The organism is Pseudomonas benzopyrenica, assembly GCF_036884265.1.
Lineage (GTDB): Bacteria > Pseudomonadota > Gammaproteobacteria > Pseudomonadales > Pseudomonadaceae > Chryseomonas > Chryseomonas benzopyrenica.
On record NZ_CP145723.1, the window covers coordinates 2321024 to 2336095 of the forward strand.

At 64.7% G+C, this 15072-nt stretch carries 11 protein-coding genes; 4 read left to right on the forward strand and 7 right to left on the reverse strand.

Going from position 1 to position 15072, the window contains the following annotated elements; genetic code table 11:
• Nucleotides 1-8: 8 nt before the first annotated feature.
• From V6W80_RS10890 to V6W80_RS10905, 4 genes are all read right to left on the reverse strand, one after another.
• On the reverse strand, nt 9-500 hold the full coding sequence (locus V6W80_RS10890; RefSeq protein WP_338547074.1) for a DUF2269 family protein: 492 nt from the start codon (nt 498-500) through the stop codon (nt 9-11).
• Entirely contained in the window at nt 497-1597 is a 1101-nt protein-coding gene (locus V6W80_RS10895; RefSeq protein WP_338547076.1) for a saccharopine dehydrogenase family protein, read from the reverse strand. Before V6W80_RS10895 ends, V6W80_RS10890 begins: the two co-directional genes overlap by 4 nt.
• Before the next feature lie 594 nt (nt 1598-2191).
• Entirely contained in the window at nt 2192-3136 is a 945-nt protein-coding gene (locus V6W80_RS10900; protein ID WP_160922439.1) for a DNA replication terminus site-binding protein, read from the reverse strand.
• Between the two features lie 94 nt (nt 3137-3230).
• The gene (locus tag V6W80_RS10905; RefSeq protein ID WP_338547078.1) at nt 3231-4808 is read right to left on the reverse strand and encodes an alkaline phosphatase D family protein; all 1578 of its coding nucleotides are present in this window, start codon (nt 4806-4808) and stop codon (nt 3231-3233) included.
• 204 nt (nt 4809-5012) lie between these two features.
• Between V6W80_RS10905 and aroA the strand changes: the two genes are divergently transcribed.
• Both aroA and V6W80_RS10915 read left to right on the forward strand, forming a co-directional pair.
• Nucleotides 5013-6281 (forward strand): 3-phosphoshikimate 1-carboxyvinyltransferase, encoded by a 1269-nt coding sequence (gene aroA, locus V6W80_RS10910; RefSeq protein WP_338547079.1) that lies wholly within the window; start codon nt 5013-5015, stop codon nt 6279-6281.
• A 91-nt stretch (nt 6282-6372) separates the two neighbouring features.
• Entirely contained in the window at nt 6373-9444 is a 3072-nt protein-coding gene (locus V6W80_RS10915) for a PAS domain S-box protein (RefSeq protein ID WP_338547080.1), read from the forward strand.
• Here V6W80_RS10915 and V6W80_RS10920 read toward each other — a convergent pair.
• Nucleotides 9407-10321 carry a helix-turn-helix domain-containing protein gene (locus V6W80_RS10920; RefSeq protein WP_338547081.1) on the reverse strand — a complete coding sequence of 305 codons (915 nt, stop codon included), beginning with the start codon at nt 10319-10321 and terminating at the stop codon, nt 9407-9409. The genes V6W80_RS10915 and V6W80_RS10920 overlap by 38 nt on opposite strands.
• A 114-nt stretch (nt 10322-10435) precedes the next feature.
• On the opposite strand from V6W80_RS10920, the gene pobA reads away from it, so the two are divergent.
• Complete coding sequence (gene pobA, locus V6W80_RS10925) at nt 10436-11620, forward strand: 4-hydroxybenzoate 3-monooxygenase (RefSeq protein WP_338547082.1); 1185 nt, start codon at nt 10436-10438, stop codon at nt 11618-11620.
• Nucleotides 11621-11697: 77 nt separating this feature from the next.
• Nucleotides 11698-12474 carry a TSUP family transporter gene (locus V6W80_RS10930; RefSeq protein ID WP_208694967.1) on the forward strand — a complete coding sequence of 259 codons (777 nt, stop codon included), beginning with the start codon at nt 11698-11700 and terminating at the stop codon, nt 12472-12474.
• On the opposite strand, the gene nudC is transcribed toward V6W80_RS10930, so the two are convergent.
• Nucleotides 12442-13269, reverse strand: coding sequence for an NAD(+) diphosphatase (nudC, locus tag V6W80_RS10935; RefSeq protein WP_338547083.1), 828 nt, complete (start codon nt 13267-13269; stop codon nt 12442-12444). The genes V6W80_RS10930 and nudC overlap by 33 nt on opposite strands.
• Nucleotides 13266-14966: a ferrous iron transporter B gene (locus V6W80_RS10940; protein WP_338547084.1), complete on the reverse strand. Its 1701-nt coding sequence runs from the start codon at nt 14964-14966 to the stop codon at nt 13266-13268. The genes nudC and V6W80_RS10940 overlap by 4 nt, the downstream gene beginning before the upstream one ends.
• Nucleotides 14967-15072: the final 106 nt, after the last annotated feature.

The following is a 15072-nucleotide window of genomic DNA, read 5'->3' on the forward strand; positions in this document are numbered from 1 at the left end:
GTGAATCCCTAGCGATACAACGCCAGCAGCTGATGGGGATAGAGCTTGGTGACCATCATCAGCAGGATGACGAACATCCCGAGGAAGCCGGCGACACCCATCCAGAACCAGAGTCTGTAGGCTCGCTGAAAATCCGGGCCAAGCGCCTCGCCGCGTTCCGAGGCTTGCCGTACAAGCTTCAGCATTCGCCCCTGCAGCCAGAGCACCGGCAGCCAGAGCGCTCCTACGGCGAAAAATACCAGGAGTGAGCCGAATACCCAGCCGGAGGATGCCGACAATCCCATCAGCGTGACTAATGCGATGCCTGTGCCCAACTGTAGAAAGCCGGCGGGTGTGGTAATCCAGGTATCGAAGAACACCACCATGCGCGCGACCTGGGCAATGACCTGAGGTATGCGACTGCGCGTGGCAGCGATCAGATAGAGGTAGGAGCCCATGCCGAATCCGAACAGGAACACCGCGGCCAGGATATGCAGGTACTTCAGTACCAGATAGGTCATCGCGACCACTCCGTGACCGTGATGAACGAAGGCCCTATTGCCTCCAGATACTCCTGCAGATCTATTTCGCCCACACAGACGCGAGCGCCTGGCGTGGGCTGGAAGCCTGTTGCCATCTTGCGAGCCAAGGCAATGGCTGCACAGCAGGGTATCTGCGGCCCCTTGTCGTGCGTAGCCAGAAGCTCCCAGCGGTAGCGCGATGGGTGCTCATCTTTGACACCGCCCAGCTCCAGATAGAAGGCGCTTTTACCGTTGCCAAACGCCTCGAACCGGCGGCCCAGGCGATGCAGCCTGCTGGCGATGCCATCAGGTCGGCTGATAAGTCCACTCCGTATGGCGCGTGCCAACAGATGATTGGCGAAGGTGCCCAGGGCGAGACCTGGACCGGCCTTGAAGCAGACGTCACGAAGACCATAGCGCTCTGGAAATACCGCCATGTCAGGCACATCCACGTTGGCCACGAGACGCCGACCACGCATGCCTGTTATGGATACCCACTCCAGGCCATACCAGCCAGGCACCTGCTCCAGCCGTCCATTGCGTTGCTGGGGAACGGGACGTCCGGCATAGCTGAGTACGCCCTGGACGGTGGAAAGCCCGGGCATCTTGGCAGAGGACGTGATGCCGTAGCGCAGGCTGTGCGCGCAAAAACCGCCACCTGCCTTCGCGAGAAAAGCCTCAATGACGGCGGCGGACAGCGTAGGAACAGAGCTGCAGCCACTGAGCACGGCCACGCCGCGAGACCTTGCGGACTCGTCGAGCTGGGTGATGCCCGCGACGAATTCCCGTGCATCGGATAGATCACAGTAATGCGCGCCCGCGGCTATGCAGGCCCTGGCCACCGCATAATCCTGCCCTTGAAAAGGCCCCGCAGTGTGAATGACGAGTCCGACCTGGAACGCGCTTAGCGCTTTGGCGAAGTCAGTGCCGAGCACGTCTCCCTGCCAAAATCGGGTGCCTAGTTCCTGCGCCAACTGGGCTATCTGCGCTCCGCGCCCTGCGAGCACAAGCTCGATCCCGTCCACTCGCGCCAGACGGCGGCTGATGATGGAGCCGAAATTTCCATACGCTCCCACTACCATCACGTTCAAACTCACCAGTACCCGCTCCCCTTTCCAGCCAAGCCGTGTCGTCAGCCTCTCTGGCGACGCCCTTCCTGTGAGCATAGGCCAACAAGGACGGGAGCACCGGCCAAGGGCAACGCTTTCTCAGGACGGGGGGATGGGCTTAAGGCAGGCGGGGCTAGATGTGGCTGCTTGACGTCTTGCAAGTGGTATTGGAGCGTTTTGGCAGGCATGAAAAAAGGGAGCCCTGAGGCTCCCCTGTTCAAGTACGTCTGCTGTCCTCTTGTTCTTGTTGTCGGACGTCAACGTCATCGATCTTTGGTACGCCCCACCAAGGAGGTGGGAAGTGAACAGATTACTTTGGTCGCTCTGGCGAGTTCCAAAATGATCGGTTCGCGAGCCTTGGCCGTCTTGTTCTTGTTGTGGGCGGTTAGCGGCGCATCTTGTTGTTCTTGTGCCAGTAATAAAGCACTCGCCGTGCCAACATTCATAAGTCATTGAAATTAATAGGTTTAATAGATTCGGGCTTGGCGTTCACGCAGTTGTTGCGGAGGATTTCGTTACCTTTTCACTCGGCGGCGAAGGATCTGGTTACGACATTCATCTCCTCGGTAACGCCACTGACCCTCAACGACTGTAGGTCGAGCGCTTGAGGGTCGCCTCGTTGTTGCGCTGGGCAGCGGGACGTTCCGGATTGTCGGTGGGCAGGTAGAGCAGCCGCGTGGCCAAGACCTCACGACGCGGCTTGATGTCGGGTCGCAGCGCGCCGCGCTGGGTACGGTCGAAATCGCGCAGATCGACGACCTGCATGCCGTCCTCGGCCGGTACCACGAAGACCGGCAGGTTCGCGTGGATCATGGCGTCATAACGGCTTTCCTCACCGAACCAGAGCATCGCCCGTGGATGCGGGGCGATCTTCTTATGCCGGACCAGGATGTCGTCATCCGCCATGCGATTGAGCGCCTGGTGTTCCTGCCATTCCGGGGTGCGATCCAGGGCGATTCGCTCGCGGTCGGCGCGCGCCATGGCCAGGGTTTTCAGTTGTTCCCTTACCTTGGACACCTTTACCCGCTCTCCTCCGGCGGTATGACCGGCCCAGGTGAAGGTCAGCTGGCGGACCGGATCGGGAAAGCCGTGCACCTTGCGGATCAGCTGCTTGGTATTGAAGGCCCCTCCCAGCGCCTTGCGCATGATGCGCGGTCGCGCCTCGGGCGCCAGTTCCAGCTCCAGACGCGTCTGCTCGATGGCGGCACTGAAGGCCGCCTTGCAGCTATTGATGGCCAGGATCTCCTCCATCAACGGCTCGGCCAGCGCGATATAGCCTGGCAAGCGACTGACGGTGCCTGGTGCCTGCCCTGGCTGCAGGTGGAAAGCCAGCAAGGCGTCGCGGGTGAGCTCCACCGCGGCGCTGCCCTCGAAAGCCTCCGCGGCGATGTGATCCGGCACCCGCTGCTGCGCCAACAAAGGCAGTCGCCAGACCCGGGCGGCTATCACCTTGCCGGGCCAGCGCTCATTGAAGATGGCGATGCTCCGCTTGAGGTCTTCGAACGCGTTCTTGATGTCTTCGTGCATGGCCAACTCCAACCTGATAACTACCAGATTGTAGCATTTACAAGAACTTGGGCCTCTTCTTGATAGCCATGCAGAGGGTTATCATGAAACTTTTCTACGCTATAGGGGTGGTATTGCTATTCAGGGGCTGCAGTTTCTGGGTAAATTGCGAACGACCATCCTGATCCCTGAGGGTGACCTGCAATTCCGCGGTCGTGCCGTCGATCTCGACCTCGCCGAAGAACTGAAAACCACTAAGGGGGGACGTATTGGCCTGGGGTGGCGCTTTGTGGAACACCACCTCGGGGCCGAAGGTGGCATCCAGCGGGTTGGGACCGAAGCTGCCGGCATTGAGGGGCCCTGCCACGAACTCCCAGAAGGGCTCGAAATCCTGGAACGCCGCCCGGTCCGGGTGATAGTGATGCGCGGCGCAATAGTGCACGTCCGCGGTAAGCCAGACGGTATTGCGAATCCCCTGCCGCGCGATGAAGCGCAACAGGTCGGCCGTTTCCAGCTCCCGCCCCTTAGGGGCACCCGGATCGCCATTGGCGATAGCCTCCCAGCGGGCCTGCCCTTGTGCGTCCTTGCCATCCGGGACCTGCAGCCCGATGGGCATATCGGCCGCGATGACCTTCCAGGTCGCCCTGGACGCCTGTAGCTCCTTCTTCAGCCAGTCGAGTTGCTCCTGACCGAGGAAGGCACCCTGACCGCCCTCCTCGTCACCCAGGTTGCTGTCATTGCCGGCACGATAGCTGCGCATGTCCAGCACGAAGACATCCAGCAAGGGGCCGTAGGCGATGCGGCGGTAAATGCGCCCTGCCCCGTCTGCCGAGACGCCACGCATGGGCGCATACTCCAGGAAGGCCTGCCGTGCCCGACCACTCAGGACAGTGATGTCCTTGACTTGGTAGCGCTCGTCCAGCGTCTTGCTCGGCGACCAGTTATTGGTGGTCTCGTGGTCGTCCCACTGCCATACCTGGGGCACCTCGGCATTGAATCTCTTCAGGTGAGTGTCCATCAGGTTGTAGCGATAGTTGCCGCGGAATTCGTCCAGGGTTTCCGCGACCTTGCTCTTGGCCTCGGTGGTGAGGTTGCGCCAGATGCGTCCCTCTTCCACCGTCAATTGCGCCGGAACGGGGCCGTCCGCATAGATGGTGTCGCCGCTGTGCAGAAAGAAATCCGGGCGCCGCTCGCGCATGGCGTTGTAGATGCGCATGCCGCCGATGTCAGGGTTGATGCCAAAGCCCTGGCCAACGGTGTCACCACCCCAGACGAAGCGGATGTCGCCGCGCTGGCTGGGGGCCGAGCGCAAGTGGCCGATGATGGCCTCGCTGAGCGCACCGCTGTCCAGGTCCTCGAAGCGCACCCGGTAGAAGATATGTTGATCGGCGGGCAGCCCTGCCAGATCGATACGGGCAGTGTAGTCCTGGGCGGCCGTGGTGATCGGCCCCGCCGCTTTGCGTAGCGTGCGAAAGCTTTCCTGGGTATCCCACTCCACCAGTAGCCGCGCCGGGCGATCCGTACGACTCCAGATCAGTGCCCGGCCCTCGGTGACATCACCCGCCTGGACACCATCGGGTATGCCCGGGCGCCCTGCCGGTGCGGCCCAGGTCCGCTGGCCCAGGGCCGGTAACAGCAGCGTGGCTCCCAGGCCTTGCAGAACACGACGACGATCGGGACGAATAAGGGACATGGTGGCAGCCTCTGGCGGAAAACCGTTAGCACTACCCCGCCTTGATGACTTGTTCGTGACATAGGGGTTATCAGGCAAGCCGGATCAGTCCTGTAGGGGTGGTATTAATAAATGGACACTTTGGTCTGGGAGGCCTGAAATGGCATCATGGCGGCCTTGTTACGATCCGCCGTTTCGGCCGTCGCGAAGTTGCTTGGAGCCCTCATGTCCGCCAGACCCTACATCACCGTCACCCCGCCCAACGTCGCGCTGCATGGTCGGATCGCCCCACCCGGCTCCAAGTCCATCACCAACCGCGCCTTGCTGCTGGCGGCTCTGGCCAAGGGCACCAGTCGCCTGACCGGCGCGCTCAAGAGCGATGACACCCGCCACATGTCCGAGGCCCTGCGGCAGATGGGTGTCACCGTGGACGAGCCCGATGCCACCACCTTCGTGGTGACCAGCTCCGGGCGCCTGCAGCAACCGGCCGCACCGCTGTTTCTCGGCAATGCCGGCACTGCGGTGCGCTTTCTGACCGCCGCGGTCGCCACCGTCGATGGCGTCGTCACCCTCACCGGCGATGCCTATATGCAGAAGCGGCCCATCGGTCCCCTGCTGGAAACCCTGAGCGCCAACGGCATCCAGGTCGAGGCCCCTAGCGGCTGCCCGCCCGTGACCGTCACGGGTCAGGGACGTCTCACCGCTCGCCGCTTCGAGGTGGATGCCGGGCTTTCCAGCCAATACGTCTCGGCGCTGCTGATGCTGGCAGCGCTGGGCAGCGAACCGGTGGATGTCGCCTTGCGCGGCAGCGACATCGGTGCCCGCGGTTATGTGGACCTGACCGTCGAGGCGATGCGCGCCTTCGGTGCCCAGGTCGAGCAACTGGACGCCGCCACCTGGCGGGTGGCCCCGACCGGCTATGTCGCCCGCGATTACTTCATCGAGCCGGACGCTTCCGCCGCCACCTATCTCTGGGCGGCCCAGGCCCTGACCGGGGGCGCCATCGACCTGGGCGTGGCCGATGACGCCTTTACCCAGCCCGATGCCAAGGCCCATGACCATATCGCCGCCTTCCCCCGGCTGCCGGCGGTCATCGACGGTTCGCAGATGCAGGACGCCATCCCTACCCTGGCGGTGCTGGCCGCCTTCAACGAGACGCCCGTGCGCTTCGTAGGCCTGGCCAACCTGCGGGTCAAGGAATGCGACCGGGTCGCAGCGTTGCACGATGGCCTGAACGCCATTCGTGCCGGGCTCGCCAGCGTCGAGGGCGATGACCTGCTGGTGGCGGCGGATCCCGCCCTGGCCGGCACCCGGACCGATGCCGTGATCGAGACCCATGCCGACCACCGGATCGCCATGTGCTTCGCCCTCGCAGGCCTGAAAATAGCCGGTATCCGCATCCTGGACCCCGAATGCGTCGGCAAGACCTATCCTGAGTACTGGAATGCCCTGCGTAGTATGAACGTCCAGTTGAGCGAGGGTATCGAAGCCTAGGCGTTGTCTGAAAAGTGCCTGCGCTCGGCGACTTTTCAGCAAGCCCCAGGAAACGCTCGCCACACGCCCGCTCGCTGAATGGAATCCCCGCATGCCGATCTCTCTGCTCGAACAGCAGGCGCTCCTGCAGTTGACCTCCCATGCCCTGGTCATCACCGACCGCCAGGGCTGCATCGAGCGCTGGAATAGGGGGGCCGAACTGCTGTGTGGCTGGTCAGCCGGCGAAGCCCAGGGTCAGCGCTTCATCGAGCTGCTGACGGTGGGCCGCGATGCCGCCTTCCTGACCACCGCTCAGCACCAGGCCCTGGCTGACGAGCATGGCCAGGGCGCGGGTTGGATCGCGGTTCAGGGCGGCACGCCGCGCTGGGTGGAAATCGCCACCACGGCGCTGAAGGACGCCCAAGACACGCTTGGCTTCGTGCACGTCCTGCAGGATCGCACCGAACAACTGGTGGCCGAAGAGCGGGTGCGGCTGGCCCAGGAGGTCGGCCGGGTCGGCACCTTCGAACTGTTGCCGGGGGAAGCCCGGCTGCTGGTGTCCTCGGGCTTTTGCCAGCTCTGGGGCCTCCCGGTTCGACGTAGCTATTCCCTCGACGAACTGGTCCGGCAACTGCATCCCGACGATGTCGCCAGCCTGCGGACCCTCACCGCGACGCCGGGCGACGACGCTCTGGACTATCTCGAATACCGCATCCGCCGCACCGATACCGGCGAAGAACGCTGGCTCGGTCGGCGCGGCCAGTTGATGGCCAGCCACGGCAGTGATCGCTACCTGGGCGTGTGCTACGACATCACCGAACGCAAGCTCAACGAAGCTGCCATCACCGAGCGTGATCTCTGGCTGCAGGAGCTGTACCACGGCATGCGCGAGGGCTTCTACATGGCCCAGGCGATCCGCGATGCCAGTGGCCGAATGGAGGATTTCCGCTTCCTGGAGGTCAATCCGGTCTTCGCCACTCTGACGGGCATTCCCTTGGATCAGGTCCTGGGGCGGACCCTGCGTACCTCCCTGCCGCAACTGGAAGCCGATCTGCTGCCCGCCTACATCGACTTCATGAATGGCGATGCGGAGTTCATCCAGTTCGACATCCTGCTGCACCTGCCGCATGAGCCCTGGTACGAGGTGCGCGCCCACAAGCTGCCGGGCGATCGCTTCGCGGTGCTGTTCATCGACATCAGCGGCCATCGCCGCCAGGCCCAGGAGCTGGCCCGCAACGAGGCGCAGCTGCGCGCCATCATCAACTCCATCGACCAGATGGTCTGGGCCACGCGACCCGACGGCCACCACTTCTATTTCAACGATCGCTGGTACGAGTTCACCGGGGTGCCGGAAGGCTCCACGGAGGGCGAAGGCTGGGCCAACGTCTTTCATCCCGACGACCAGGAACGGACCTGGAAGGTCTGGCATCACAGCCTCAGCACCGGCGAGCCCTACCATATCGAATACCGCCTGCGGCACCGCTCGGGGCGCTATCGCTGGGTGCTCGGTCGCGCCCAGCCGGTGCGCGACGCCAAGGGGCGCATCGAACAATGGTTCGGCACCTGCACCGACATCCAAAGCATCGTCGATGCGCGGGAGGTCCTCACCCGTTCGCGCCAGGAGCTGGAACAGCAGATCGAGCTGCGCACCCGCGAACGCGATCGGATGTGGCGCATCAGCCATGACCTGATGGTGATCTGCCGGGCGGATGGCGAGGTGAAGACCGTGAACAGCGCCGCCGCCCGCCTGTTGGGACGGCGGGAGACCGATCTGGCCAGCGTCCAGCTCACCGAACTGATCCATCCCGACGATCAGCGCCAGGTCTTCGATACCCTGCGCTGCCTGGGCCGCCAGCAGGGCTCGGCTGGCCTCAGGGCGCGGGTGCGTGCCCGCGATGGCAGCTATCGCATCCTCGACTGGACGGCCAGCGCCGAGGACGATCTCATCTACGCCGTGGGGCGTGACGTCACCGAGCAGCAGGAGCTGCAGGAGCAACTGCGCCAGGCGCAGAAGATGGAGGCGGTGGGCCAGCTCACCGGCGGCATCGCGCACGATTTCAACAATCTGCTCACTGGTATCATGGGCAGTCTCGACATGCTGCAGCGGCAGCAGAAAGCCGGGCGCCAGGACAAGTTCGACCAGTATCTGCATTCGGCGCTGACCTCCGCCCAACGCGCGGCCGCCCTCACCCAGCGCCTGCTGGCCTTTTCCCGGCGCCAGGCACTCGATCTGCAGCCCATCCATGTCAACGACTGCGTGCGTTCCATGGAGGAGCTGCTGCTGCGCAGCCTGCGCGGTGACATCGTGCTGGAGCTCGATCTGGATGGGAACCTCTGGCAGGCATTGACCGATGGGCACCAGCTGGAAAACGCCCTGCTCAACCTGGTCATCAATGCCCGCGATGCCCTGCCCCATGGCGGCAACATCCGCATCGAAACCCACAATGTCTATCTGACCGACAGCGGCAACGGCCTGGATGCCGTGAGCGCGGGCGACTACGTGGCGCTGCTGGTGGCGGACAACGGTACCGGAATGCCGCCCGAGGTCATGGCGCGGGCCTTCGACCCCTTTTTCACCACTAAGCCCATTGGCCAGGGCACCGGTCTCGGGCTGTCGATGATCTATGGCTATGCCAAGCAGTCCAAGGGTCATGTCCGCCTCGACTCCCTGCCGGGCCAGGGCACTACCGTGGGCCTCTATCTGCCCCGCTACCTGGGCGCCGATGTCGAGCCACCCCGGCTGGCCGCTCCCACGGTCACGGCCCAGGGCGCGGGCAAGACGGTACTCGTGGTGGAAGACGAGCCCGTGGTCCGGCAGATGGTGGTGGACCTGCTCAGGGAGCTGGGCTACGCGACCCTGCAGGCCGAAGACGCCCGCGGCGCCCTGCCGCTGCTGGAAAGCGGGCGCCCCATCGACCTGCTGCTGTCCGATGTCGGCTTGCCAGGCATGAATGGCCGCCAGTTGGCCGAGATCGCGCGGCAGCGCCGCCCTGGCCTCAAGGTGCTGTTCGCCACCGGCTACGCCGAGGGGGCGCACCTGGAAGGCTATCTCGACCCCGGCATGACCCTGATCACCAAGCCCTTCAATCTCGACGCCCTGGCCGCACGCGTCGGCGAAACCCTGGCGGCAGCCGATAGCCTGGCCGTCAGCGCTGCGGCTGACCCGCGAGACGCCGATAGTTGAGTGGACTCTGGCCGGTGCCACGGCGGAAGAACCGGGCGAAGTAGGCCGGATCGGCAAAGCCCAGGGCGTCGGCGATCTCGCCTACCGATGCCTGGGTATAGGTCAGGGTGCGGCGCGCCTCCAGCAGCAGGCGCTGGTGCACGATGGCCAGCGCCGAGGCGCCGGCCAGCTGCCGGCAGAGGCCGTTCAGGTGCACTCCCGAGATCCCGAGCGCCGCCGCGTAGCGCCCCAGGCTCCAGTGCTCGCGATAGTGCTGCTCCACCAGGGCCAGAAAGCGTCCCAGGTGCTGTTCGGCGCGCCGTGGCAGGGTCGCGCCCTGTTCCTGGCGATGCTGTCGCAGCAGCCAGATCGCCAGGCTGTCGAGCAGGGCTTCGAGCACCACCTCGCGCCCCGGCTTGTGCCCTTCGTACTCGGCGACGAGCTGGCCGACCAACTGATCGATCCAGGTGGCATCCGGCCCTGTCAGGGCCAGGCACTCGGCCCCGAGGAACAGTCCCTGCCCGGCTCTCTGGCAGCGCTGCTTCAGCCGTTCCAGCTGGGGCACCGGCAAGGTGATCACGAAGCCCTCCACCGAGGGCTCGAATTCGAAGGCATGGACGCACAGCACCGGCAGCACCACCAGCAGCGGTCCGCGCCTTTCTCCCTGCCAGTCTTCCAGTTGCAGACGCACCCCGCCCTGGCGCACATAGAGCAGTTGCGCGAGATCCGCATGGCGATGGGTTTCGATATGCCAGGCATGCAGCCGACTGCGGCTCTCGATGGTTTCGCAGTGCAACAGGTCCGGCGCCGGCCAGGCCTGGGCCTCGCCATACAGCTTGAAGATGGGTGGCAAGGCAATGGTCATCGACAGTCCCTGGGCGATAGCCGCACGAATCATTGAAAAGTACCAGAAAGTATCGGAAAGGTCGCTGTCGATACCGGCGAAAACCGTCCAAAAATACCGGAGCCCCATAACAAAACGGCGATCACGCCAGACAAGAGGACAGACTCCATGCGCACCCAAGTCGTCATCATCGGCGCGGGCCCCTCCGGGCTGCTGCTGGGCCAGCTGCTCACCCGCTCGGGTATCGACAATGTCATCGTCGAGCGCCAGAGCGCCGACCACGTACTCAGTCGGATCCGTGCCGGCGTGCTCGAACAGGGCACGGTCGATCTGCTGCGCCAGGCCGGCGTCGCCGAGCGGCTGGAACAGGAAGGCCAGGTGCATGAAGGCGTGGAGTTCGCCATCCACGGCCAGCGCGAGCGCCTGGATCTGAACGATCTGCTGGACGGACGCTGCGTCACCGTCTACGGCCAGACCGAGGTGACCCGTGATCTGATGGCCGCCCGCCAGGCCAGCGGCGCCCCTACCTTCTACCAGGCCAGCGAGGTCCAGCCCCACGAACTCAAGGGCGAGCGCCCCTATGTCACCTGCCAGGTCGCCGGTGAAACCCTGCGCATCGATTGCGATTACATCGCCGGCTGCGACGGTTTCCATGGCGTCTCGCGCCGCAGCATCCCCGACGGTGTGCTCACCGAATACGAGCGGGTCTATCCCTTCGGCTGGCTGGGACTGCTGAGCGATACCCCGCCCGCCGCCGACGAACTCATCTACGTAAACCACCCCCGCGGCTTCGCCCTGTGCAGCATGAGATCGGCGACCCGCAGCCGCTACTACCTGCAGGTGGAAGCCGGGGACTCGGTGGAGAACTGGTCGGACGAGCGCTTCTGGGAAGAGCTCAAGGCGCGCCTGCCGGCCGAGACGGCAGCCCAGCTGGTGACCGGCCCCTCCCTGGAAAAGAGCATCGCCCCGCTGCGCAGCTATGTGGTCGAACCCATGCAGTACGGCCGGCTGTTCCTGGTCGGCGATGCCGCCCATATCGTCCCGCCCACCGGTGCCAAGGGGCTCAACCTGGCCCTGGGCGACGTGCGCAATCTGCACCTGCTGCTGGAACGCGCCTATCGCAGCGGCGATGCCAGCTGCCTCGAACGCTACTCGGCGCTCTGCCTGAAGCGGATCTGGGCGGCAGTGCGCTTCTCCTGGTGGATGACCACCGCCCTGCACCGCTTTCCGGATACCGATGCCTTCACCCAGCGGGTGCAGGACGCCGAACTCCAGGCACTGCTCGATTCCAGAGCGGGTCGCACGACCCTTGCGGAAAACTACGTCGGATTGCCCTTCCCCGCACTGGATTGATCGGGATCGCCCGCAGGTGGTGACGGCTGCGCGTCTGATGCATGATGGCGCCCCCGTTCCACCTGGCGCCCTACCCCATGCTCGAATTCACCCTGGACCCCATGACCCTGACGCTGCTGGCGGGGGTCGCCTTCCTCGCCGGTTACATCGACGCCATCGCCGGCGGCGGTGGCCTGCTCACGGTGCCCGCCCTGCTGATGGCCGGCGTTCCTCCCCACCTGGCGATCGGCACCAACAAGCTCAGCTCCACCTTTGGCAGCGCCACCGCTGCCTATACCTTCTACCGCCGCAAGCTGTTCCATCCCCGTCAGTGGCGGCATGCCCTGGTGGCTACCGCCATCGGCGCGGGGATCGGCGCCCTGGTTGCCCACCATCTCTCCGCGGACTTCCTCAACCAGCTGCTGCCGGTGGTGGTGTTCAGCTGCGCCCTCTATCTGTTGTTCGGCGGCACGCCCAAGGCACCGGTGCTCAGCGATGCGCCCGTGCCGCAACGGCGCCAATGGCCCCAGGGCCTGACGCTGGGCGCCTACGACGGCCTGTTCGGACCGGGCACGGGCGCCTTCTGGACGGTCAGCAGCCTGCTGCTCTATCCCCTGGATCTGCTCAAGGCCAGCGGCGTGGCGCGCACCATGAATTTCGTCAGCAACGGGGTCGCCCTGGTGATGTTCATCGCCCTGGGGCAGGTGCTCTGGGTGCTGGGGCTGACCATGGGCCTGTCGCTGACCCTGGGGGCCTATCTGGGCGCGCGCAGCGCCATCGCCGGCGGCGCTAAGTTCATCCGCCCGGTGTTCATCTGCGTCGTGCTGGCGCTGACCGTCAAGCTAATCTGGCAGCACTGGTTCAGCGCCGCCTAGCCGCTCGACCCGATAGCGATCGATCAGAAAGCGCGAGATGGAAAAGGCCGGCGGCAACGTCGGCAACTCGCGCAGGTGGAACCAGCGCGCATCTTCGATTTCATCCGGTTGGCACCGGATGTCACCGCTCAGGTAATCGACGTGATAACCCAACATCAGGGAGTGGGGATAGGGCCAGTTCTGGCTACCCTGATAGCGCAGGTTGGTCACGGAAACGCCCACCTCTTCCATGATCTCCCGGTGTACGCAGGCCTCCGCCGACTCGCCCGGTTCGACGAAGCCGGCCAGAGTGCTGAAGACCCCGGGCGCGAAGCGTGGCGACCGGGCGAGCAGCACCTCATCGCCGCGCGTGATCAGGGCGATCATGCTCGGCGACAGGCGCGGATACTGGGTGAGTTGGCAATTCGGGCATTTGAGGCCGCGCTGGCCATCGAGGGCGAAGGTGCGGGTACCGCACTGTCCACAGAAGCGATGCTGCCGCGCCCAGGTTCCGATCTGATTGGCATAGCCCAGCAACTTGAACAGCGCATGGGGCGATTGCAGCATCAACGGCCGCAAGGGTTGCCAGACGCAGCCCTCGATGTCCGGCGGGGTATCCAGTTCGAGCAGGGTGACCGGCTGGGCCTGCCACTGGCCGAGGCCGTGGCGCTCTCCTGCGAATCCCTGCACCCGCGGATCGTCGCTGGCGAAGAGCACGTCCGCCCCCGCGGTCAGAAACGCCTGGCCGCTATGGACGACCAGCCAACCGCCAGAGGATTGGGCGGTCTGGAACCAGGCTGGCTGCCAGACACTCATGCCGCAGCCGAGGTCCAGCCCAGGGCGCGAATGCTTTGCGCGGCGATATCGAGGATTTCCGGGGTACCGTCCTGACTCTCGGTGCCACCGCTTTCGACAAAGAATTCGATACTGCTGAGGGCATCCGCCAGCACCTCGAGGGTCGCCGGCTCACAAGCCTGGCCGCCCTCGATCAGGCAGCGCTGGATGTAACCGGTGCAGGCACGCACCAGCTCGGCCGCCCGGGGATTGCCCAGGAAGAACAGCGCCCCTCGGACGGTATCCAGCAGCGCCGGCACGGTGGCCAGGTGCAGGGCGTCGCCCCGCGAATCGAGGAAGGCACCGATGGCGCGCTTGGCGTCGGTCAGGCCCTTGTAGGCCTCCCGATGCAACAGCGCCTGGGCTTCGCCCAGCTGGTAATTGGCGACACTGACCTGGACGCCATCGGCTTCCAGAGGCACGTCGATCAGCGAGCCCTGCCCTTCGGGCTGGCCCAGCAGACTTTCCACCAGCAGCAGGGCATCGGCCAGGGGCGCGAGATCGTCCAGCACCAGGGACCTGTCGCGGAACTGGGAGATGTTCGGCAGGCACTGCTGCAGGACCTGGCCGGCATTCTCCTGGCCGACCATTTCCAGGGTCTTGCCCAATAGGCCAACCTGGACATACAGCCGGGAGAAGTTATCGGAGCGCGGCAGACGATGCTGCTCGGCGCCCGTGCGCAGCTCGGCCTCGATGAGGTCGATCAGATCCTTGACCGTTTCCACCTCTTCGCGGATGGCGGCCGACAGCGAATGCATCACGGCATGGCCCGGACCGGCGAGACGCTTCTTGCCGGCTTCGAGCTGAGCATCGGTGAATCCGAGGCGCTCGAAGCCGTAGGCGTTCATGACCTCCTGCGGATGGGCGCCCTCGACACCAGCCAACGCCAGGAGATAGAGGAGTTCCTTGAGGGTGCTACGCGCCGGCTCGTGCAGGTCGTTACCCAGCATCTGACGCAATTCGCGATCGACCCGGGCGAACAACTGCTTGCGTTCACGGGTGGCGGTCAGGCGACCCTGGGCGAAGCCTTCGACCGTGGCCGCGGCGACCCACGGCAAGTAGCCGCCGACATGATCGTGCAGCAACGCGGCGGAGCGCTCCAGCGCTCTCGCCATCAGTCTGAGGCTGGCCGCACCGTTGACGTCACGCAGAAAGCCCAGCAGGCCGATCTGGTAGGTTTGACGCATTCGGCGCGCTTGGGCCTGGCGCTCGCGCAGGCCCAAGCGCGTGGTCGCGCTGATCAGGGGGCGTTGGTCGAGACGGACGCTGAAGAAGTAGCTTTCCGGAAGTTCTGGCTCGCCGCCAGCCAGGCGCAGGGCATTGATCGCCGGCAGCAACAGTTCGGGCATCTCGTCCTGGCCGCTGCGCAGCTGTTCGAGATAGCGGCGCAGCACATGCAACCCACGACAGATCGCCATCAGGTGCTCGTCGTGTTCGGGACCGGCACCCGCAGGGATGTCGTTGGCGATCTGCAGGGTCTGGTGGGCGAGCAACTGGGCGCCTGCCAGTTCGATCAGCGTCAGGGCGCCGCGAATCTGGCCAAGACTCTCGACCGCGCGCTGCAACAGGCTGCTGCAGTGCCGCTCGACGATGAAGCGTTCAAGATGGGATTCAGCTTCCTCGATGGTCGCGAACAGCTGTTCGCGGACCAAGCTCAAAGCTCTTGCTCCAGTCACCATGGTGCCTTACGCCTCCTGCGCCATTACAACCTCGCCAACGCCATTTTAAAGCGGGAAGAAAGGCTTGCTATTCCAACTGGAGCCTAGGTACCTGCGTCTTCCTGAC